The sequence below is a fragment of the Dawidia cretensis genome (genome assembly GCF_018598175.1).
Taxonomy (GTDB): Bacteria; Bacteroidota; Bacteroidia; order Cytophagales; family Cyclobacteriaceae; genus Ohtaekwangia; species Ohtaekwangia cretensis.
The window spans coordinates 1-21,997 of record NZ_JAHESE010000009.1 but is presented as its reverse complement, the minus strand read 5'-3'; the positions used below and the strand labels follow the sequence as shown (position 1 = coordinate 21,997).

Sequence of the window (21,997 nt, the reverse complement as noted above, 5' to 3'; positions counted from 1 at the left end):
ATTCAAACATTCCTCTGTAAGCCAAGATAAACACGAATTAAGTCCTTTAAAAGGAAATGTGCAGGAGGAAATGGCGGTCAGTCCATAAAATAGTCACCGGCAGCACGCAAACGAGCGGCCCCGCAACGTCTACCCAATGAATAACAATTAAAATTTTCATGGTCTGACGGATTAATCCTGCCATGATTTCGTTTCAAAAGCGGGGGGTGTACTTTTGTTCGCCCTGTAACGGCTAAAAGGATCAGACACTGATAAAAAAGTAAGTATGCGAAAAATGAATTCAACCAATGCCATCAACGAACAGCAGATATTACAGAGCTGCGGCATGGCCTATACATTGTCGCTGGTAGGAGGCAGGTGGAAGCCCGCCATACTGTGGGCACTGGTAAACAACGGTATATTGCGTTACGGCCAACTGCGCAAAATCGTCGCGGGGGTGTCCGAGCGCGTGCTGGCGACACAGCTAAAAGAACTGGAAGGCGATGGTTTGGTCGAACGGATGGCGTATGCCGAAGTGCCGCCCCGGGTGGAGTACAAGCTCACACCGCTGGGGCAGACTATGGAACCGTTGCTGCACAGCATTTCTACCTGGGGCGAGCAACACAAAGAACAAAAGGCCCTGCAACAGCAAGAAGCCTGATTAACCGTAGATCTCGTTCAGCACGCTGGCCACGCGTATACCGGCTTGCAGCAGACGATAGCGCACGATGTGAAAATACTTGTACGAATACTGGTAGCCCAGTTTGCCGTTACCGTAATCATATACCTGCTTGCGATATGCCATGCTCTCGTAAGCCCAGTCTTTAACAGAAGAGTTTTGCCAGCCGGTAAGTTGCGCCGGGGTAGGTTTGTCGAGTGACTGTCCCAGCTCGCTATAGCTAAGCTTGGTGTCGTCGATCATTTCGCTGTCCCACACGCGGTGCAGGTTGCTTTCGTTGCGGAACCACGAGATACGCACATCGTTGCCACCGCGGTCGCTACCACCGCCTACGTGCAATGGCTGGTGAATATCGCCGATCAGGTGAATCAGCATCTTCACGCGCCTGGTTTCTTCTTCCGGCGTCAGTGTCTTCGACTTCAGCTCCGTAATGATTTTTTCCAGGGCCTGGATAATATCGCCCTTGGGATTCTTTTCACTTTGCTCATAGGTCTGCCCGTCTTGCAATGTAACCCAGTGCCAGTCGGCCGTATAGTCGTACGCGGAGTCCGACCGGATCTCGTCCATCCAGGTACTGGCCATGGCGAGTGATTGTCCGCTCAGCACGCGCTCGATTTCCTTGCGGGCTTTTTTGTTGAGGTACTTGTCGGCGATCCAGCCCGTCGCCCGATGGCCGGTAGGTCCCCAGGCGTTAACGTGGGCATAACATACGGTAAACAATAGCAGAATGATGATTTTTTTCATAGTATATCAGCAATAAGCACGCAAATCTCAACGAAAAATCAGCTTTTCAAACACACTTTTTGTAAAAGATGACACCTTTTACACGCATCTTATTGTTTTAACTTTATAGATTTGAAAATCGTATGCCGCACACGGTAAAACTTTCCGCATTTCTTGTTGCCAACCAGCTGGATATAAAAGGTATCAAAGCCTTCCTGGACATCAAACCCCTGGCCGATTCGTCGTCTGAGCTGTATTACAACTTCGTGGGAGAAAAATACCAATACTATTTTAACTATGGTGTAATGGTTTTTGCCGGCTATAACGAAGACGAAATGAAGTGGGCCATCAAGGCCATTGACAAATTCCAGAAAAGCCCGCCCGTTACCTGGCTACGCGACGACCACGATTTGCGGCTGGAAGAACGCAACGACATCGCCTTTCAGTTTGACGAAGTGGTGCTGGGCCGGCTCGACGACAGGGTTATCCGCATCGCCATGTTCAACCTGGCGCAGTCGGTAGCGCTCGACTATTACCACGGCGTCAGCGAAACGCTGCTCACCGAGGTAAAAGGGTTTGCCAACCAGTTGCAGCTTACCGGTAAGCTCAAGATCAGCCGCAATAACATGATGCGATTTATCGGCAAGGCGCTGAGCACACAAAACGAAATAGCCGAGAACATATACATCTTCGACGCACCCGAGCTTGTGTGGAATGATGAATACCTTGACACATTACAACGTGGGCTCGCCAAACACTTTGACCTGCGCGTGCGCTTCAGCGAAGTAGAATACACCTTGCGCATCATAGAAGACAACCTCTCCGTCTTCCGCGAAATAATCCACCAGCGTGAAAACACCGTGCTGGAATATATCATTATCATCCTCATCCTGGTAGAAGTGTTTGATCTCCTGATCACCAAGATCCTCAAGATCGCCGGGTGATATCCGAATACTTCCTTACCTTGCATACAGGTATATGGTATCGGCAATCACAAAGTGCAGGATCGTCTGGGTGTGGCTGGCGTTGCTGTCCGCGCTGCCGCGGCTGCAAGCACAGCCCGGCCGCTACCAGTTCATGCACGTAGACGTGAACCAGGGCCTTTCCCACAACGAGGTATTATGCTTCTACAAAGATAGCCGCGGCTTTCTCTGGGTCGGCACGGCCTTTGGCCTGAGCCGTTACGATGGTTACAGCTTCAAAGTATTCCAGCACGACGCCCGCGATTCCACCACCATCGCCGCGAACCTTGTTCACGCCGTCGTGGAGGTGCCCGGTGGCCGCCTGGGGGTAATTACCGCCGATACCTTTAATATATACGATCCCGTTAAGGAGAGCTTCCAGACCAACGCCAAGGCTTTTTTTCAAGCCTACCACCTGCCGCTAAACCGCCTGCGCGACGTCGTGAAGGACGCCGCCGGCCACTATTGGTTTGTACACACTACTGCCGGCCTGGTTCGCTACGATACAACTACCCGCCAAAGCCTGTCCCTGCGGCATGTGCCCGGCGACACGAACACCCTCGAGTCTGATAGCGTTACAAGCTTTCTACAAGATGCCGCCGGCCGCTACTGGGCACTCCACGCCAACGGCACGCTCGAGCGTATCGTCATCACAAAAGATGGCTACCGGATAGACTACCGGAACAAAGCCTTGCGGGGAGCCAAATTCGATTATCGCATGGCGGTCGATCCCGAAGGCGACCTCTGGATCTTCGCACAGGATGAGGCTCTGGGCGTATACCACGTCCATCCCGTCACGGGCACGCTGCAACACTACACGGCTACCGGCCCGGAACCACGACTCAGCACCAATCTCGTGCGTGCCATTATACCCGATGATCAGGGGCGGGTTTGGATTGGCACCGACCATGGTGGCATCAACATTCTCGACAAAAAGAATCACACCGTTCAGACCATTGTCCACCAGGAAGACGATCCAAAAAGCCTTCGCCAAAACAGCATCAATGCTTTGTATAAAGACGATCAGGGCATTCTCTGGATCGGCACCTATAAGCGCGGCATCAGCTACTACCACAAAAACCTGCTGCGCTTTCCGCGCTATGACCACACCGGCACCGGCGCACTACCCTACAGCGATGTAAACCGTTTTATAGAAGACGACCAGGGCAATCTCTGGATTGGTACAAACGGCGGCGGCCTGATTTACTTCAATCGTAGCACGGGGGTCTATACCACCTATAAAAATATTCCCGGTAATACTCACAGTCTGAGCAGCAACGTGATCGTGAGCTTATGGATCGACCACCGCAAGACACTGTGGATCGGCACGTACCTGGGGGGGCTCAACAGCTTCGACGGCAAGAGCTTTACACGCTATACGCACAATTCCACAGATCCCACCAGCCTGGCTGCCGCCAGCGTCTGGGAAATATTTGAAGATTCGCGCCAGCGCCTCTGGATCGGCACACTCAACGGCGGCCTCGACCTGCTCGACACCCGCACCCATACGTTCGCGCACTATAAAACCAGCGACCCCCAGGCCATCCATTCCGACTACATCGCCGCCATTACCGAAGACCGTGAAGGCAACGTCTGGATCGGTACATCGCTGGGCATCGACGTATTGAGCCGCGCGCGCGGACGCTTCCTACACTACGAAAGCGAAAAGAACAACCCCGGCAGCCTCAGCAATAACAACGTATACGATATCCGCGAAGACGCCGCCGGGCGCCTCTGGATCGGCACCGCCGGCGGATTAAACCTATACGATAAAAAGTCCAAAACCTTCCGCGCCTTCACCGTCGCCGACGGTCTGCCGCACAACGCCGTGCTCACCATTCTCGAAGACGACCAGGGCTACCTTTGGATGAGCACACCCAATGGCCTGTCACAGCTGGAGGTTCGGCAGCAGCCCGGCGGCAACGTCACGTATACCTTTCGCAATTATGGTGAGGCGGAGGGTCTGCAAGCAAAACAGTTCAATGAAAACGCCGCCCTCAAAACGCGTCGTGGTGAGCTCGTCTTTGGTGGCGCCAGTGGCTTCAACATCTTTAAGCCCGGCCAGCTGGGACGCAACACGATACCACCGCAGGTGGTGTTGACCGACTTCCAGCTCTTTAACAAAAGCATTCATCCCGACGAATCCGTCGACGGTACGATAGTACTCTCCGCCGCCATTACCGAAAGCCAGGCCATCGTCCTGCCGCCCGACAAAAACGTATTCTCGATCGAGTTCGCCGCCCTCAACTTCTTCCACCCCGAAAACAATACGTACCTCTATAAACTGGAAGGCTTTGACAACGACTGGCTACCCGCCGACAGCCGCTCGCGCCGCGTAACCTTTACCAACCTGGACCCCGGCGAATACACCTTCCGGGTCAAAGCGGCCAACAATGACGGCGTGTGGAACGAACAAGGTGCCCGGCTAAAAATCACCGTGCTACCGCCCTTCTGGAAAACGCGCACGGCCTTGTTGCTCTATTTCGTATTTGTCATTGCAGCGTTGCTCGTTACACGTAAATTGATCCAGCAGCGCGAAAAGATGAAATTTATCATTGAGCAGGAGCGTCAGGAAGCTGCCCGCATGCACGAGCTCGACATGATGAAGATAAAATTCTTCACCAACGTGAGCCATGAGTTTCGCACGCCGCTCACGCTGATCCTCACACCGCTGGAAAAAATGCTGCGCCAGGCCACCGAGCCCGGGCAGCAGCAACAGTTCCAGGTCATTCAGCGCAACGCGCGTCGCCTGCTGAGCCTGGTAAACCAGCTACTCGATTTCCGCAAGCTCGAGGTGCAAGAGGTAAAATTTAATCCCTCGGAAGGCGACATCATTGCGTTTATACGCGACACCGTATACTCCTTTTCCGACCTGTCCGAAAAGAAAGATATCCGCCTGGACTTCCACACCGGCGTGGCGGCCCTCGAGACCATTTTCGATCAGGATAAGCTGGAAAAGATCCTGTTCAACCTGTTGTCCAACGCCTTCAAGTTTACGCCGGAGCATGGCGCGGTGACCGTAACGGTATCGCTACAAGCAGGGGAGGGGGCCGGTCAGCGTATCGCTATTCGCGTACAGGACACAGGCATCGGCATCCCGGCCGACAAGCAGGAACGGATCTTCGAACGCTTCTTCCAGCACGAGCTTCCGAAAAGCATGGTCAACCAGGGCAGTGGCATCGGGTTGGCCATCACACGGGAGTTTGTCAAAATACACGGTGGTACAATCACCGTACAAAGCGATCCCGGACAGGGCAGCCTCTTCACCGTTACGCTACCCCTACACGAAGTGAAGCGTATAGAGGAGGGTGATGTGGATCAGGAAGCCGAAGATGTAACGGAAGAGGCAATAAGACAACCGACAGGAGTAGCCGAGGATGGCGAAATGGCGGGAAAGAAGCCGCTGCTGCTGCTGGTAGAGGATAATGAAGACTTCCGGTTCTACCTCAAAGACAACCTGAAGCTGGAGTACCAGGTACTCGAGGCGCGCAATGGCCGCGAAGGCTGGAAGAAAGTACAAGAGCAGCTACCCGACCTGGTGGTAAGCGACATCATGATGCCCGAAATGAACGGCATCGAACTCTGCCGCAACATCAAGACAGACCAGCGCGTGTCGCACATCCCCGTTATTCTATTAACCGCGCGGGCGGCCGAAGAACAAAAGCTCGAAGGCTTCCGCACCGGCGCAGACGACTACATCACCAAACCCTTCAACTTCGAAATACTGGCCTCGCGCATTCGCAACCTTATCGCCCGGCGCGAGAAGTTTCACCAGGCCTTTCCCCGCCAGCTGGATGTCCGCGCCAGCGAGCTGCAGATCACACCGCTGGACGAGAAGTTTATCCAGAACGCCATCAAATGTGTGGAGGACAACATCGCCTCGCCCGAGTTCTCCGTCGAGGACCTCAGCCGCGCGCTCGGCATCAGCCGCGCCCACTTCTACAAAAAAATACTTGCCCTGACCGGCAAATCGCCGTTGGAATTCATTCGTACCATCCGCCTGCAACAGGCCGCCCAGTTGTTGGAGAAGAGTCAGCTGACCGTAGCGGAGGTCGCCTACCGCGTTGGCTTCAACAACCCCAAATATTTTGCCCGCTACTTCAAAGACCAATACGACGTCCTTCCCTCAGCCTACGCCGCCGGAAAACGCAAAGGCACCGCGTAAGGCCGGTCGAAAAGCTTCAAAAGAAACATTCCGATACTATCTATAAGCGATTCCGTAACCATGTGCCGCCGGTTCGATTCTTAGCTTTGAACCATTCAACCAGGCCGATGTCACACGATAAAAAAATCAAGCGCTCCATCCGCATCATGCTCGCTGTCGAAATCACGATCTACATCCTGATCGCCGGCTCGTTATCCTTTCTTATTTTCTATTAATCCAGACTTTAAGACAATAAGCGCAGGGGTTATTGTTACGCCCCTTCAGATTCTGGGGTTGTGTCTGGTTTAGCCAGGCCTCCGCTGCCGCTCTGGCCTGGGCTATTGGTATTACGCCATCCAGGGCTTATGTGTGGTTTTTGTCTGTTTACCCGGGCCTCCGCTGCAGTATTTTTTGCGTTGTGCGCATAGGGCTTTGATAGGGCTTTAGTACGGCTTTAGTAGGGCTTTAATAGGGAGTATCCCGCGCCTACTTTTTCGCTCCCACCAGGCACTGTGACGGCTTCGCTTTTTTGCACCGCAACCGTTTCCAAAATCCCGACATTCCCCCGCCTGAAGCGATTTCAACCCCTGTTCTGAAACATTCTGATACCCTCCGAAAACGTTTGAGCCTCCACGATCAGACAATTCCATACCCGCCCAAAGCACCTTCCCCTACTACCTTTATCGCAACCGATTGCGCGAAATATTGTTTTCCAGGAACCGGTTGCAGAAAGGAGAAATGGATAGGATACTATGAAAAAAGTTATACTCGCAAACCTTATTGTACTGGCAGGACTCATCTCTTGTGAGCCTAAAAAAAACTTTGAAAAGCTCGCCGACGGCATCGTCCTGAAACCCACCCAGGGTCAGGCTACCCGGGCGGTCCGCCTTCAGGTTGTGTCAGACAATATCATCCATGTTACCGCCAGCACGGCCGACACCTTCGCTACCGCCCAAAGCCTGATCGTACTGCCCGGGCTGGAAGGTAAAAAAGACTGGACGCTGGAAGAAACCAACGACGCCCTGGTGCTGGTGACAAAATCCCTGCGGGCCACGGTGAAGCGCACCACCGGCGAAGTATCCTTTGCCGACTCCACCGGTCAGCTGATCGTCCAGGAAAAAACCGGCGGCGGTAAAACATTTACCCCGACCACCATTGACAAACTGGCTACCCACCAGGTGCAACAGGTATTCGACTCGCCCGGCGATGAAGCCCTCTACGGTCTCGGCGCCCACCAGAACGGCCAGATGAACTATAAAGGACAAGACGTCGAGCTGATCCAGCAGAACATCGTCGACGTGGTGCCATTTTTATACTCCAGCCGCAACTACGGCCTTCTGTGGGATAATTATTCCATCTCCCGCTTTGGCGATCCGCGTCCCTACCAGGGGTTGTACGGTCTAACGCTATACGACAAAGACGGCAAAGCCGGTGGACTGACGGCCAGCTACTATGTAAAAGATAACGTTGTGAAGACCACCGTAGAGGACCGGATCGAATACGAGTTTCTCGAAACACCGCAGGTGGACAACTTCCCGAAAGATGTAGCGCAGCAAGGCAAAGTAGTATGGGAAGGATCGTTTTCATCGGCTATCCCCGGCAATCACAAATTCTTGGTATATGCTTCTGGCTATTTTAAAGTCTGGGTCGATGGTGAGCAGCTGTTCGACAAGTGGCGCCAGGGTTGGAATGCCGGCACCAATAAATTTAACGTACGGATTACCGGCGACGAAAAACACACGATCAAGATCGAGTGGTCGCCCGACGGCGGCGCCTATATTGCCGTCAAACATCTCGACCCCTATCCGCAGGAAGACCAGGACCGAATCACGCTATCGTCCGAAGTAGGCGACGAGATCAACTACTACTTTATTAAAGGTCACAATGCCGACGACGTCATTGCAGGCTATCGTTACCTCACGGGCAAGGCCCCCATTGCGCCGAAATGGGCCATGGGCTTCTGGCAGAGCCGTGAGCGGTATAGAAACGCCCAGGAGATGGTGGCCGTGGTAAAAGAATATCGCAAGCGTGGCATCCCGCTCGACAACATCGTGCTCGACTGGCAATACTGGGAAGATCCGAAGTGGGGCTCGCACGAATTTGACCTGAAGCGTTTTCCCGATCCGGCCGGCATGATGAAGGAGTTGCACAACGACCTGCACGCACAACTCATGATTTCGGTGTGGCCGAAGTTTAATACGGGCACAGCGAACTACGACGAGATGAACAGCAAAGGATTCCTCTTTGTGCGCAACGCTGAGAAAAAACGCAAGGACTGGGTCGGTGCCGGCTACGAGTCTACCTTCTACGATCCTTTTAATGCTGAAGCCGGCAAACTGTTCTGGCACCAAATCGACACTCACCTCAATAGCCTGGGCGTCGACGCGTGGTGGCTGGATGCTACCGAGCCCGACATGCACTCGAACCTGTCGATCGAAGAGCGCAAGGTAAACATGAGTCCCACGGCACTTGGCCCCGGCGCGAAATATTTCAATGCCTACTCGCTGATGAACGCCAAGGGGGTATACGAGGGACAACGCCAGTCCAGCCCCGATAAACGTGTCTTTATCCTTACGCGCTCGGCCTTCGCCGGCCAGCAGCGCTACGGTGCGGCTACCTGGAGCGGCGATATCGTTTCGCGGTGGAGCGACTTCGCCGACCAGATTGCGGCGGGTGTAAACTTCGGCCTGAGCGGTCTTCCGTACTGGACGATGGACATCGGCGGTTTCTCCGTCGAGAAACGCTACGAGCAGGCTACCGGCGGCGAGACCCTCAACGAGTGGCGTGAGCTTAACACGCGGTGGTTCCAGTTCGGCGCGTTCTGTCCGCTGTTCCGCTCACACGGCCAGTATCCCTTCCGGGAGATTTACAACATCGCGCCCGCCGGCACGCCCGAGTATAACAGTATGGTCTACTACGACAAGCTGCGCTACCACTTGCTACCCTATATTTATTCACTGGCCGGCCAGAGCTACTGGAACGATTATACTATCATGCGCGGCCTGGTCATGGACTTTAACGCCGACGGTAAAGTACACAACATCGGGGATCAATACATGTTCGGTCCTGCACTGCTGATCAATCCCGTGCACACGTATAAAGAACGCTCACGAGAAGTGTACCTGCCGGCTACTGACGGATGGTACGATTTTTACACCGGCGCTTACTACGCCGGCGGCCGTACGCTGAAAGCCGAAGCGCCGCTGGAACGCATGCCCCTCTATGTAAAAGAAGGATCGATCTTGCCCGCCGGCCCGGCGTTGCAATATACCGGCGAGAAAGTTACCGACCCGCTGACACTTTATGTGTTCACTGGCAAAGACGCTACCTTTACCTTGTACGAAGACGAGGGCATCAATTACAACTACGAACAGGGCGCGTATGCTACCATACCTCTGTTATACAAAGAGTCAACCGGCACACTTACAATAGGTGCACGCAAGGGTACGTACAAAGGCATGCCCGAGAAGCGGAAAATACAAATAGTTTGGGTTAAAAAAGACCACGCTGCCGGGGTAGGACTTGACGTCCGCCCCGACCAGGTGGTAGAATATACCGGCAGTGCGCTGGAAATCAAATAACCCGGGAAGATGAATTCACTTCCCGCAAGGGAATGGGAGATATACTCAATCAATAACCGAAAACCAAATTAACCTATGATGAAACAAATTTACCGAAGCCTGTGGTTTGCTTCTGTATGTTTTCTTCTGGCGGGGCTTTCCACAGCACATGCCCAGAAGCAAACCATTACCGGCAAGATCACGGATGAGACCGGTACACCTATACCCGGGGTCAATGTGCTGGTAAAAGGTACCTCGTACGGCACAACAGCCAACGTCGACGGCGGCTTTACCCTGGAGGCCGCTCCGACCGACGTGCTGGTGATATCGTTTATCGGCTACAAAACGCAGGAAGTCCCTGTGGGCAATCAAACGCAGATCAGCGTTACCATATCGGAAGACCTGACGACGCTGGATGAGATCGTGGTAGTAGGCTACGGCGAGCAGAAGAAGGCACTGAACACCGGCGCCAACCTGCATGTGAAGGGCGACGACCTCCAGAAAATGAGCACGACCAACGCGTTGCAAGCCCTGCAGGGCCAGGCGCCCGGTGTGCAGATATCGTCTACGTCCGGTCAGCCGGGCGAGCCGATGCGTGTCGTGATTCGTGGCGTCGGGACAGTAGGTGCCCCGGGGCCGCTGTACGTGGTAGATGGGGTGTTAACCACCGACATCACGTACCTCAACAACGCCGACATCGAGTCGATCGACGTATTGAAAGATGCTGCTTCGGCGGCCATCTACGGTTCGCAGGCCGCGAACGGCGTGGTGCTGATCACTACCAAATCCGGTCGTGGCAAGACGCAGCCGCAGCTAACGTTCGATGCCTTCTATGGCGTACAGAACACCTACCGCGACGCCCAGATGCTGAACGCCCGCGAGTATATGACGATCATGAACGAATCGGCCGTCAACTCGGGCAAGGCTCTGCACTTTACGAATGAGGAGATCGATGCGACGTCGGCGCTATTGGGTGGCGGCACGGATTGGGTGGACGCCATGTCCGTAAAAAATGCGAAGACCCAAAACTATTCGCTCGGCCTGACGGGCGGCTCGGAAAACTCGATATACTCCACATCGATATCCTACCAGTCGCAGGAAGGTATCATGGGCGGCAAAGACCTCTCGTACTACGAGCGTTACAATTTTCGCATCAATACCGAGCACAAGCTCTTCAAAGAGCTCGTTACACTCGGTCAGAACCTTACGTTCGCGTACGTAAACGATCGCGGCCTGAAAGTGGGCAACCAGTACAACAACTCGCTGCGCGCGGCCTTTAACGTGAGCCCGCTGCTGCCGGTATATGATGCCGATGGAAATTATACCGTCGTGACAACCGACGACTGGACCGGTGGCTCGGAGGCCAACCCGTATGCCGAAATGGTGTATACCAACCAGAACCGCGGCAACAACCAAAAGTTGCTGGGCAATGTATACCTGCAAGTAGAGCCGGTCAAGGGTCTCAAATTCCGGACGAGCATCGGCATCGACTACTTTTCCGACGAGTCCCGCTCATTCCTGCCGGAGTATAAGCTCTCGACCTACTCTTTAAACAATCTGGCGAAGGCCGACCAATACATGGGCAAGGGCCGCACGGTGATCTGGGACAACCTGGTGAGCTACGGATTCAACGTCAACACCGACCACCGCTTCGATGTGATGGTGGGTACTTCAGCCTATATGTACGATCGTTCGGGCCTTTGGGCCAGCAACACCGGCCTGGTGTTCTTCGACATCGACCACGGTTGGCTCGACAACGCCATCAACCGTAACGGTACAACCATTACCGTAGGCGGTGGTCCGACCGACCGGCCGTTTTCGGCAGAAGGTCCGAAGGTTTACAACGAGCGCCGCCTGTCGTACTTCGGTCGTTTGAACTATAACTACAAGGAAACATACTTGCTGAATGCAACGTTGCGCGCTGACGGTTCCTCGAAGTTTGCAGCGTCTAACCAATGGGGTTATTTCCCGTCGGTATCGGCAGGCTGGTTACTTACCAACGAAGCGTTCCTGGCGGATCAAAACCTGTTCCAGGCATTGAAGCTGCGTGCGAGCTGGGGCCAGGTGGGGAGCCAGAACACGGTGGCGTATCAGTATATGTCGCCGGTTATTTTCTCTCGCACCAACTACATCTTTGGGAACGTGGAAGGTGCCAACGGGCTGGTTCCGGGCGCATACCCGGGCCGTTTAGGAAACCCGGACCTGAAGTGGGAAACCTCCGAGCAAGTGGACATCGGGTTCGATGCGCAGCTGGTCGGTGGAAAACTGAATGTGTCGGCCGACTGGTATAAAAAGACAACGAAAGACTGGCTGATCGTTGCCCCGATCCTGGCGACTGCCGGTGGTGACGCGCCGTATATTAACGGTGGCGATGTGAAGAACACCGGTATCGAGCTGGCGGTTGCGTACAATAACAGCCTGGGCGACCTGAAGTATAATGTCAGCGTCAACGGCGCGTACAATAAGAACAGCGTGGGCCGGATTCCGACGCAAGACGGTATCATTCACGGCGGCACGAACCAACTGTACAACAACGCGCTGGAGTTCTACCGCGCGGAGAACGGCCACCCTATCGGTTACTTCTGGGGCTTGAAGACGAACGGCATTTTCCAGACGGCAGAAGAAGTTGCCGCGTATCAATCGTCGGAAGGGGCCGTTATTCAGCCTACGGCGCAAGCGGGTGATGTGAAATATGTAGACCGCGACGACAATGGCGTGATCAATGACCAGGACAGAACCGAGCTGGGTAGCCCGCTGCCCGACTTTACATTCGGTTTTAATGTATCGGCTACATACAAAGGTTTCGATCTGACGATTCAGGCGAACGGTGTGGCCGGCAACCAGATCGTACAAGCGTACCGTAACCAGGCCAGCCAGTTTGCCAATTATACTACGGCCATTCTGGATCGCTGGCACGGGCCGGGCACATCCAATGAGATGCCACGTGTAACGGATGACAATCGTAACTGGATCCAGTTCTCCGACCTGTATATCCAAGACGGTGATTTCCTGCGCATCAGCAACGTGACGTTGGGCTACGACCTTTCCACGCTGCTGAAACGGAAGTATGTCAACCAGGTGCGTGTGTATGCGTCTGCGTTGAACCTGATGACGTTCACGAAGTACACTGGTATGGACCCGGAAATTGGCTACGGTATCGACAACGGCGAGCGTGACAAGTTCTCGTCGGGAATCGATCTGGGCTACTACCCACGGCCACGTACGTTTATGGTAGGGGTTAATGTTAAATTCTAAGAGATGATGACCATGAAGAAATTCACTTTATATATCGTTTTGGTTGCGGGCCTTTTGGTGAGTGCCTGCGGCGATTTCCTGGAAGTAGAGCCGGAGACCCTGGCCAGCGGTGATACATACTACCGCACGCCCGAGCAGGCATATCGTGCGCTGGTCGGATGCTATGATGGTTTGCAGTCGGTGTGGGCAAGCGGCGTTAGTTTGCCGGTAGCTGCGGAAGTCCTATCCGATAATACTTTTGGCGGCACAGGTGCGACCGACGGTTGGGGCTACCAGGCCCTCGACGAGTTCGACCGGCTTCGTTCACCCTCGGATCAGAACCTGTTCGATCAGAACTGGATCGCCTACTACAAGGCCGTTTACCGGTGCAACGTACTGATCGGTAAAATGGACCAGATCGAGTGGGGGACCGACGGGGATCTGCGCCCGCAGTACGAGTCAGAAGCGCGTTTCCTGCGTGCATACCTGTACTTCGACATGGTGCGCCTGTGGGGTAATATTCCGCTGCTGACAGAGCCTTCGACCGAAAACGTTTCGCAGTCACCGGCAGACGATGTATACCGTGTGATTGCCGAAGACCTGAAATACGCCGTCGACAATATGCCGGACGTGGCCTATTCGGCGCAGCCGGTGGCCGAGCGCGGCCGTATTACGAAATGGGCTGCCGAAGCGTTGCTCGGACGGGTATACCTGTATTATACGGGCTATTATGGCAAGACCGACCTGGTAGGTCTTGTAACCAAGGCGCAGGCCTTGGAATACCTGGAAGACTGTATTGCTAAAAGCGGTCATGCGTTGGTAGATGACTTTACCAAACTATGGCCTGCGGCATCGGTCACGGCATATGCCGGTGAAGATAACATCGAAACGGTCTTTGCCATCAAATATACGTATACCAGTAATTACAGCGGCGACACCGACGGTAACCATTGGTTGGTGCTGCTTGGCATACGTGACAAGTTTTCATACCCGTACGGCAATGGCTGGGGCGGATCAACGGTGACGAAGGCACTGTGGGACGCCTATTCCGAGACTGATACACGTCGTGCAGCCTCGATCATTTCGGTAGTCGATGAAGAAATTTCCGTACCGACCGAAGGCCAACGTGAATACACCGGTTATTACGGTAAAAAATATATACCGATGGTGGATGAAGACGGCAAAAGCATTGCGGTTGTGAACGGTGCGACCGACTTTATGATCGGCCAGTTTCAGGATTATGTGTCCATCCGTTACGCCGATGTATTATTGATGGCAGCCGAGCTTGGCAGTGGTAATGCGCAAGCATACTTCGACGACGTGCGGGAGCGTGCCTATCGGGAAAATTTTGCGTCGATTCCTGTGACGCAGGCTGCTCTGATGGAGGAACGTCGCCTGGAATTCGCCCTGGAAGGTATTCGTTACTGGGACCTGTTGCGTCAGGGCATCGAGGTGGCCGCCAATGCGATTAACACAACGGTGACTGTACAGAACGGCGGTGTGGATACTCAGAAGCAGATCGCGGCGGACAACGTTCGCCAGACGATGGGGCTGCAGCAAATTCCCTATACACAGATCACGCTGTCGAACAACGTGCTGAAACAAAACAACGGTTGGTAAGGCGAGCCTAAATAAGCATTCAATATGAAAAAAATACAAACCATACTCTATGTACTCCTGGGCATCCTGCTCCTGGCCACATCCTGCCAGGACGACGATTACAGTCTGGGCGGCAAGCTGGATAAAACTCAGGTCACATTTGATGTGAAGCAGGCGCTTAACATCGATCCGGGCGGCAACACGGTTATCCTAACCAACTCGACGCCTGGCACGATTTCCATGTGGGACTACCAAACCGGTAAATCAACTCGCGCGGTCGACACTGTACACTATCCGTTCAAGGGAAGCTATACGATCAAGTTTTCGGTCCTGACGGCCGGCGGCCTGGTGGAGGTCGACTCAAAGACGGTAGAGGTAACAGAAGACAATCTTGCCTATGTCAACGATCCTACCTGGACACTGCTCAGCGGTGGTCCGGGCAACGAAAAGTCCTGGGTGCTGGATACCGACGCTAAATTTTTCCCTGGTCCTATATCGTTCTATGACCCCGCCAACCATGCCACGCTGTGGTGGGCGCCTGGACTTACGGATGTTTACCCGGGTGTTATGCTTGACGGTGACTATGGTGTCATGACCTTTGACCTCAAGAACGGCGCAGGTTTCCATGCGACCAAACCCATGGAAGGCGGTGTGGAAGAGAACGGCACCTATGTCCTCGACGTCGCAACAATGATGCTGACCATTAATGATGGTACCATTCTGCGTGGTTATAAGCCTGCCAAGAATGGACTGACGGGCATCAGCGACTGGCAGCATTACGTGGTATTGTCACTGACAGAAGATGTTATGCAACTCGGCGTATTGCGCGACCGTGACGTAGATGGTGAGGGCCCTGCACTTGTTACGTACAACTTTCTGTCGAAGGAATACTCCGACAACTGGGTGCCGAGTGGCCCGCTCCCCCCTGACGAAGGTTTCGATCCGAAATTTGCTTCGGGAGAATTGCTGATGCTGCTGGCCGGTGGTCCTGGACAATCGCAGACCTGGGTACTCGACGCTGCCGGTAACCCAATCGATTGGATTGGTAAAGGCCGTGGCTGGACCGTCGATCACACCAGCTCACGGGACTGGGGTTGGAATGATACCTGGGACGACGCTGTAGACGGAGCCTGGATCCGCTTCGAGCGTCTGGGGATGAAATATAGCCGTTACCAGGATGGTACGCTGACCGAAGGTACCTTTGCTATCGACGAAGAAACAAACGAGATCACGCTGACCGACGGTCTACTGCTGCAAAACGCGGGAAGCTGGATGACTCCTTCGGCCACAACGCTCAAGGTGGTAAAAGCCTTTCCGGGCGAGACCGCTGAAAAAGGCATCTGGTTTGGAACAAGCTATGATGTTGCCAAAGATGAATGGTTTGCATTCCATTATGTAATTCCGGAATAGGTCTTCCTGCGACAATTTTAACAGTACCAGTAGCATAACGCTGGTACCGTTCCCAACGCATGAAACAGCCCACCCCGCCGGTGGGCTGTTTCTTTTTTACATTCCGCTCATCCTCTGTGTGTCCCCCTTACTATTATTTTAGTATAATTGGTGACCGAAAACGTTAGTTTAGGTAAAAAAACAAGTTATTCTATGATAAAAGGATGTCTGATCGGGGCCCTGCTGCTGTGCGCGGCGATAGCCCACACGGTTGCCCAAACAACAGGATTTTCGCTTGTCCGCCTCGATGAAAAGAAGAAAATCGAGGTATGGTATGGCGGAAAGCTTCTGACGGCCTATTGTTATTTTGACTCGACCGAGAAGCCCGTGCTGTATCCCATCAAGACGGTATCGGGCACCACGATCACCCGTGGCTTCCCTATTGCGCCACGCGCCGGTGAACGTACAGACCACCCCCACCATGTGGGCCTGTGGTTGAACTACGAAAGCGTAAATGGCCTCGACTTCTGGAATAACAGTGACGCTATTGCGGCGGATAAGAAACCGAAGTACGGGTCCATTCGCCACCAGCGTATACTGAGTGCCAATACCCTGGTGCACAAAGGAAAACCCGAGGCGAAACTTGAAACGCTCAGCCACTGGGTAGACATCAACGGCAATGTGTTGCTGGAAGAAATTACGACCTATACTTTCCAGGTAGAGAACAACAGCCTGATTATCGACCGCGCCTGTACACTGAAAGCGCGTGTCGAGCAAGTTATATTTAAAGATGTAAAGGACGGACTGCTGGGCTTGCGTGTAGCCCGATCGCTGGAGATGCCCTCCAATCAGGAGGACAGTTTTGTTGACGCCCAGGGCAATGTCACCACGGTCAAGAAAATGGACGCCGAAGGTGTCACCGGGATGTATGTAAACAAAGAAGGTATACGCGGCGATGCAACCTGGGCCAAACGTTCTGTATGGACGACGTTAAATGGAAAGACAGACGGGAAAGAAGTTTCCATTGCCATCATTGACCACCCCAGGAATATAGGCTATCCCACATATTGGCATGCACGTGGTTACGGCCTGTTTGCCGCGAACCCACTCGGACAAAAGATTTTTAGCGAAGGCAAAGAGGCGCTAAACTTTACGCTGAAGAAAGATGAAACTGTCAATCTCAAATATCGCGTCGTCGTGCACGAGGGTAGCACGCTCGCGCCGACCGAGATCGATGCCCTGGCGAACGACTTCGCAAAGCGGTAACAGGCAAAGTATATAAATAGAATACAGAAATAGAGCAGGATGAATTTGCAAACCAATCAACTTTTCTCACTGGCGGGCAAGACCGCTGTAGTGACCGGCGGCACGGGTGTGCTGGGACAGGCTATGGTAAAAGGCCTAAGCGCCGCGGGGGCGTCGGTCGTCATTCTCGGACGTCGCAAGGACGCTGCCGAGGATATTGCCAGGGAGTTGCGCGCCGCAGGCGGTAAAGCACTCGGTGTGGGCGCCGACGTGTTGCAACGCGACCAGCTCGACGCTGCCTACGAACATGTGATAAAAGAATTTGGTACCATCGACATCCTTGTGAATGCTGCCGGCGGAAACATGGCCGGTGCTGTCATTGCCCCCGACAAAAACTTCTTCGACCTCGACATCGACGCCTTTCAACAAGTAGTAGACCTGAATCTGCTGGGCACCGTGTTGCCGTCGCAGGTATTTTCGAAAGACATGGCGGCACGCCGCAAAGGCGTTGTGATCAACATCGCCTCCATGTCGTCGTTCCGGCCCATTACCCGCGTGGTGGGCTACTCGGCCGCCAAAGCCGGCATCGATAACTTCACGCAGTGGCTGGCAGTGGAAATGGCCCGGAAGTTTGGTGAAGGACTGCGCGTAAACGCCATCTCGCCGGGTTTCTTTATCACCGAACAAAACAGAAGCTTGCTGACAAACCCCGACAGTACCTATACCGCCCGGGGCCAGGCCGCGATCAATCAAACACCGTTTGGCCGGTTCGGTCGTCCGGAAGAGCTGATCGGTACATTGGTGTGGTTGTGCTCAGATGCCGCGGCATTCGTGACAGGAGTCAATGTGCCCGTGGATGGTGGCTTTAATGCTTTTTGTGGAGTGTAGCGTTATATACCGGTAAGACCCGGTAGTGTGTCACCAGATTCCGAAAGATCTTTGATCGCCACGCCCGAGAGCTTCAATCGCAACGACTCCCGGATGAGGTAACGCAACTTGTGCACGGCGGCGACATACGACAATCCCGCCGGGCGCACGTTGGAGATACAATTCCGGGCATCATCGGTTAATCCCACCGTGGGGTTATATGTGCTATAGATTCCCATACTATCCGGCGACGTCAGGCCGGGCCGTTCACCAAGCAGAATTACCACCAGGCGTGCCTGCAACAAGCTGCCGATCTCGTCGCTGATCGCTACGCGTCCATGCCCGACAAACGACAAAGGCGCCAGCGTATAGCCATCCGCCAGCAACGTAGGAAGCACCAGCGTCAGCACCGCCGGTGCATGCGTGTTCACCGCCATGGCCGAAAGACCATCGGCGAGTATAAAGGCTATATCATATTTTTTTTGTGTACGCACCGCCAGCACTTGCTTCCGTGATGCTTCGTTCAGCTTGCGTCCCAGGTCGGGTCGTTGCAGATATTGTTGACGGGAAGTGGCCTGGCTGTGGAGCGACAGCATGGGCAATGCGAAGGTTTGCAGACCTTCTTGCAATGCCGCGGTATCTAACGATGAGTATACCGCATCGCGTGCATGAGCATGTGCCAGCCGGAATCCCAGCGACTCCGACAACGGTATGGACACGCCTGACCGCCCCAGGGCAATGCGTGCTGCCGTAAAACGCTGTAGCGACGTCCAGGGGTCCGGCAGGGAACCATTGGAAGAAATAAACCAGGGCGGATCGGATTTCATACAAGCGGTTTTAGCAGCGCATGTGCAGAGGTCACCGGCAGGTGATTACCACCTGCGTCAAAGATCCGTTGCCGGATCAGCCAATCGTTAAACTCGGGGGCCGGCGCCAATTCCAGCGCCCGGCGCAGGTATAGGGCATCGTGAAAGGACGACGACTGGTAGTTCAGCATAATATCATCGGCTCCCGGCACGCAGATAATAAAATTACACCCTGCCACGCCCAGCAAGGTCAGCAGGTTGTCCATATCGTCCTGGTCCGCTTCGGCGTGGTTCGTATAACAAACGTCAACGCCCATGGGCAGTCCCATCAGCTTTCCACAGAAGTGATCTTCCAGCGCCGCGCGAATGATTTGCTTGCCGTCGTATAAATATTCGGGACCGATGAAACCCACCACGGTATTTACCAACAACGGTTTAAACCGGCGTGCCACAGCATATGCCCGCACCTCGCATGTCTGCTGGTCTATCCCGCCATGCGCATTGGCCGAAAGCGACGACCCCTGGCCCGTTTCAAAATACATCACGTTCTTTCCTACCGTGCCGCGCTGCAACGCCAGGGCCGCTTCATATCCTTCTTGCAACATCGCCAGGCTTATGCCAAAGCTGCGGTTTGTTTTCTCCGTGCCCCCTATAGACTGAAACACCAGGTCCACGGGCGCTTGTTGCTGCATGAGCCGCAGCGTGGTGGAGAGGTGGCAAAGAATACAGGATTGCGTCGGGATCTCAAAACGGCGTATGAGTTCGTCGAGCATTTCGAGCAAGGTCCGTACAGCCCGCGGATTATCCGTAGCAGGATTTATACCGATCACGGCATCTCCACTGCCATACAACAACCCATCGATCAGGCTGGCGGCAACGCCTTTCGGATCGTCTGTCGGATGATTGGGTTGCAGGCGCGTGGCCAGACGTCCCTTCAAGCCTATCGTATTGCGAAAGGCGGTCACAACTTCACACTTGCGTGCTGCTACGATCAGATCCTGGTTGCGCATCAGCTTGGATACGGCCGCCACCATCTCCGGTGTAAGTCCGGGCGCAAGCTGTTGTAATACGGCCGTGGTTACTTCATCCGACAAGAGCCAATCCCGAAACTGGCCTACGGTAAAATGGCTTATGGCACGAAACGCAGGGGCATCATGGGTATCGATAATCAGTCGTGTAACCTCGTCCTCTTCGTACGGTATAATGGGCTCCTGTAGAAAATTCTGCAGCGGTACATTGGCCAGGCACATTTGTGCCGCCACGCGTTCCTCATACCGTTCGGCCGCTACGCCGGCCAAAGCATCGCCCGAACGGAAAGGAGAAGCCCTGGCAAGCAGTACCTTCAGGTCTGCGAAGGTATAGGTCGTGTGCCCGATCGTTTCACGATAGCTCATGGTGCTGCGGGCCTGTTTCTACCGGTATACGAAGTGCCCGACCGGAGGCCCGGAATACAAGTATAGTCAATATCAGGCCGCCCAGGAACAAGAGACTGATAAATGGATTGTAATACACGATCGCCAACAAGCTAACCACCGACAACACCAGGGCAGTGCCCGGGAAGATGGGATAGAACGGTGTTTTAAAAGGCCGGACAAGGTCTGGCGCAATGCGCCTTAACCGAAATAAACTTAACATACTAATAATATACATGACCACGGCGCCCAGCGCGGAGAGAATAATGATCTGCCCGGTATCGGCAAAGAACAACATCAGCATTCCCGCACTACCGCCGGCCAGCAATGCCGCATGCGGTGTTTTAAATCGCCGGTTCACGGTCGCCAGTACACCCGGTAAAAATCCCGCGCGCGCCAACGCAAACAGCTGACGCGAGTAGCTGATGATGATGCCATGAAAAGAAGCAATGAGCCCGAACAGTCCGATGCCTGCAAAGAGCCGGGTAATAGTATTATCCTTGCCCAGCACCAGGCCAATGGCCTCTGGCAGGGGATAGTCTATGGTGGAAAGTGTACGCCAGTCGCCGATGCCGCCCGTCAGGATCATGACACCCAGCGCCAGCACCGTCAGCGTTACAATACCCGCGATATAGCCGCGCGGGATATGACGTTGCGGATCCTTTACTTCTTCGGCCACCATCGCGACGCCTTCAATGGCCAGGTAAAACCAAATGGCAAACGGCAATGCAGCGAAGAGCCCGCCCCACTGTATGGGAAATGCGTGGCGCGTAAAGTTCTCAAACGAAAAGGCGGGCGCTACAATGCCCATAAAGATGAGGAGCTCTACGACGGCGAGCAGTGTTACGACAAGCGAGAACGTAGCCGACTCTTTAATGCCGAGAAGGTTGATGCAGGAGAATACGATATAACAAACTACCGCGGCGACAAGCGGCGTGATGGCGGGATATAAAAAGTGAACATAGCTGCCCAGCGCGGCGGCTATCGCAGGCGTGGCAAATACAAATTCCACCACGGTAGCATAGCCCGCTACAAGCCCGCCCCAAGGACCAAAGGCTTTATGGGCATAGGCAAAGGGACCACCGGCGTTTGGGATGGCGGTGGTGAGCTCGGTGAAACTGAAGACGAAGGTGATGTATAGAAGGGTGACGACTAAGGTTACGAGTAGAAATCCCACGGTGCCTGCGGCGCCCCAGCCGTAGTTCCACCCGAAGTATTCGCCGGAGATGACCAGGCCAACGGAGATAGCCCAGAGGTGGATAGCGCTTAGTGTTTTTTGGAGTACGGGTTGACTCATATGCTATATAATTTTCTGCGCCAGTCTGAAGACTGGCATTAGACAGGCACAAGTCGCCCTCCCTTCGGTCGGAAGACTTGCGCCAGGCGCGGTGTAAAAAA

The 21,997-nt window shown here is 54.1% G+C and carries 13 protein-coding genes; 9 read left to right on the top strand and 4 right to left on the bottom strand.

Features of this window, described 5'->3' with window-relative positions:
• Nucleotides 1-274 precede the first annotated feature (274 nt).
• Nucleotides 275-640, top strand: a complete 366-nt coding sequence (locus KK062_RS11240) for a winged helix-turn-helix transcriptional regulator (protein ID WP_254084394.1) — start codon at nucleotides 275-277, stop codon at nucleotides 638-640.
• Here KK062_RS11240 and KK062_RS11235 read toward each other — a convergent pair whose 3' ends face one another.
• Nucleotides 641-1,402, bottom strand: a complete 762-nt coding sequence (locus KK062_RS11235) for a S1/P1 nuclease (protein WP_254084393.1) — start codon at nucleotides 1,400-1,402, stop codon at nucleotides 641-643. It lies immediately after the preceding gene.
• A gap of 122 nt (nucleotides 1,403-1,524) precedes the next feature.
• On the opposite strand from KK062_RS11235, the gene KK062_RS11230 reads away from it, so the two are divergent.
• The 8 genes from KK062_RS11230 (at nucleotide 1,525) to KK062_RS11195 (ending at nucleotide 18,402) form a co-directional block, all read left to right on the top strand.
• Nucleotides 1,525-2,325, top strand: coding sequence for an RMD1 family protein (locus KK062_RS11230; RefSeq protein WP_254084392.1), 801 nt, complete (start codon nucleotides 1,525-1,527; stop codon nucleotides 2,323-2,325).
• 34 nt (nucleotides 2,326-2,359) lie between these two features.
• Nucleotides 2,360-6,508, top strand: coding sequence for a hybrid sensor histidine kinase/response regulator transcription factor (locus KK062_RS11225; protein WP_254084391.1), 4,149 nt, complete (start codon nucleotides 2,360-2,362; stop codon nucleotides 6,506-6,508).
• Between the two features lie 731 nt (nucleotides 6,509-7,239).
• On the top strand, nucleotides 7,240-10,068 hold the full coding sequence (locus KK062_RS11220) for a TIM-barrel domain-containing protein (RefSeq protein ID WP_254084390.1): 2,829 nt from the start codon (nucleotides 7,240-7,242) through the stop codon (nucleotides 10,066-10,068).
• Nucleotides 10,069-10,143: 75 nt separating this feature from the next.
• Nucleotides 10,144-13,302, top strand: coding sequence for a SusC/RagA family TonB-linked outer membrane protein (locus KK062_RS11215; protein WP_254084389.1), 3,159 nt, complete (start codon nucleotides 10,144-10,146; stop codon nucleotides 13,300-13,302).
• A 12-nt stretch (nucleotides 13,303-13,314) separates the two neighbouring features.
• On the top strand, nucleotides 13,315-14,901 hold the full coding sequence (locus tag KK062_RS11210) for a RagB/SusD family nutrient uptake outer membrane protein (RefSeq protein ID WP_254084388.1): 1,587 nt from the start codon (nucleotides 13,315-13,317) through the stop codon (nucleotides 14,899-14,901).
• Nucleotides 14,902-14,925: 24 nt separating this feature from the next.
• On the top strand, nucleotides 14,926-16,290 hold the full coding sequence (locus KK062_RS11205; protein ID WP_254084387.1) for a hypothetical protein: 1,365 nt from the start codon (nucleotides 14,926-14,928) through the stop codon (nucleotides 16,288-16,290).
• A gap of 192 nt (nucleotides 16,291-16,482) precedes the next feature.
• Nucleotides 16,483-17,535: a DUF6807 domain-containing protein gene (locus KK062_RS11200; RefSeq protein ID WP_254084386.1), complete on the top strand. Its 1,053-nt coding sequence runs from the start codon at nucleotides 16,483-16,485 to the stop codon at nucleotides 17,533-17,535.
• 39 nt (nucleotides 17,536-17,574) lie between these two features.
• Entirely contained in the window at nucleotides 17,575-18,402 is an 828-nt protein-coding gene (locus KK062_RS11195) for an SDR family oxidoreductase (protein WP_254084385.1), read from the top strand.
• A 2-nt stretch (nucleotides 18,403-18,404) separates the two neighbouring features.
• Here KK062_RS11195 and eutC read toward each other — a convergent pair whose 3' ends face one another.
• Genes eutC through eat form a run of 3 tightly spaced genes read right to left on the bottom strand, consistent with a single transcriptional unit; the run spans nucleotide 18,405 to nucleotide 21,896 of the window.
• Entirely contained in the window at nucleotides 18,405-19,208 is an 804-nt protein-coding gene (gene eutC, locus KK062_RS11190) for an ethanolamine ammonia-lyase subunit EutC (RefSeq protein WP_254084384.1), read from the bottom strand.
• Nucleotides 19,205-20,581, bottom strand: coding sequence for an ethanolamine ammonia-lyase subunit EutB (locus KK062_RS11185; RefSeq protein WP_254084383.1), 1,377 nt, complete (start codon nucleotides 20,579-20,581; stop codon nucleotides 19,205-19,207). The genes eutC and KK062_RS11185 overlap by 4 nt, the downstream gene beginning before the upstream one ends.
• Nucleotides 20,568-21,896, bottom strand: a complete 1,329-nt coding sequence (gene eat / locus KK062_RS11180; RefSeq protein ID WP_254084382.1) for an ethanolamine permease — start codon at nucleotides 21,894-21,896, stop codon at nucleotides 20,568-20,570. The genes KK062_RS11185 and eat overlap by 14 nt, the downstream gene beginning before the upstream one ends.
• Nucleotides 21,897-21,997 lie beyond the last annotated feature (101 nt).

Bases quoted from the DNA above. Each gene is read 5' to 3' on its own strand.
- KK062_RS11225 (WP_254084391.1), top strand. From the start codon at position 2,360: ATGGTATCGGCAATCACAAAGTGCAGGATCGTCTGGGTGTGGCTGGCG.
- KK062_RS11210 (WP_254084388.1), top strand. From the start codon at position 13,315: ATGAAGAAATTCACTTTATATATCGTTTTGGTTGCGGGCCTTTTGGTG.
- eutC (WP_254084384.1), bottom strand. From the start codon at position 19,208: ATGAAATCCGATCCGCCCTGGTTTATTTCTTCCAATGGTTCCCTGCCG.
- KK062_RS11215 (WP_254084389.1), top strand. From the start codon at position 10,144: ATGATGAAACAAATTTACCGAAGCCTGTGGTTTGCTTCTGTATGTTTT.
- KK062_RS11185 (WP_254084383.1), bottom strand. From the start codon at position 20,581: ATGAGCTATCGTGAAACGATCGGGCACACGACCTATACCTTCGCAGAC.
- eat (WP_254084382.1), bottom strand. From the start codon at position 21,896: ATGAGTCAACCCGTACTCCAAAAAACACTAAGCGCTATCCACCTCTGG.
- KK062_RS11200 (WP_254084386.1), top strand. From the start codon at position 16,483: ATGATAAAAGGATGTCTGATCGGGGCCCTGCTGCTGTGCGCGGCGATA.
- KK062_RS11230 (WP_254084392.1), top strand. From the start codon at position 1,525: ATGCCGCACACGGTAAAACTTTCCGCATTTCTTGTTGCCAACCAGCTG.
- KK062_RS11235 (WP_254084393.1), bottom strand. From the start codon at position 1,402: ATGAAAAAAATCATCATTCTGCTATTGTTTACCGTATGTTATGCCCAC.
- KK062_RS11240 (WP_254084394.1), top strand. From the start codon at position 275: ATGAATTCAACCAATGCCATCAACGAACAGCAGATATTACAGAGCTGC.
- KK062_RS11205 (WP_254084387.1), top strand. From the start codon at position 14,926: ATGAAAAAAATACAAACCATACTCTATGTACTCCTGGGCATCCTGCTC.
- KK062_RS11195 (WP_254084385.1), top strand. From the start codon at position 17,575: ATGAATTTGCAAACCAATCAACTTTTCTCACTGGCGGGCAAGACCGCT.
- KK062_RS11220 (WP_254084390.1), top strand. From the start codon at position 7,240: ATGAAAAAAGTTATACTCGCAAACCTTATTGTACTGGCAGGACTCATC.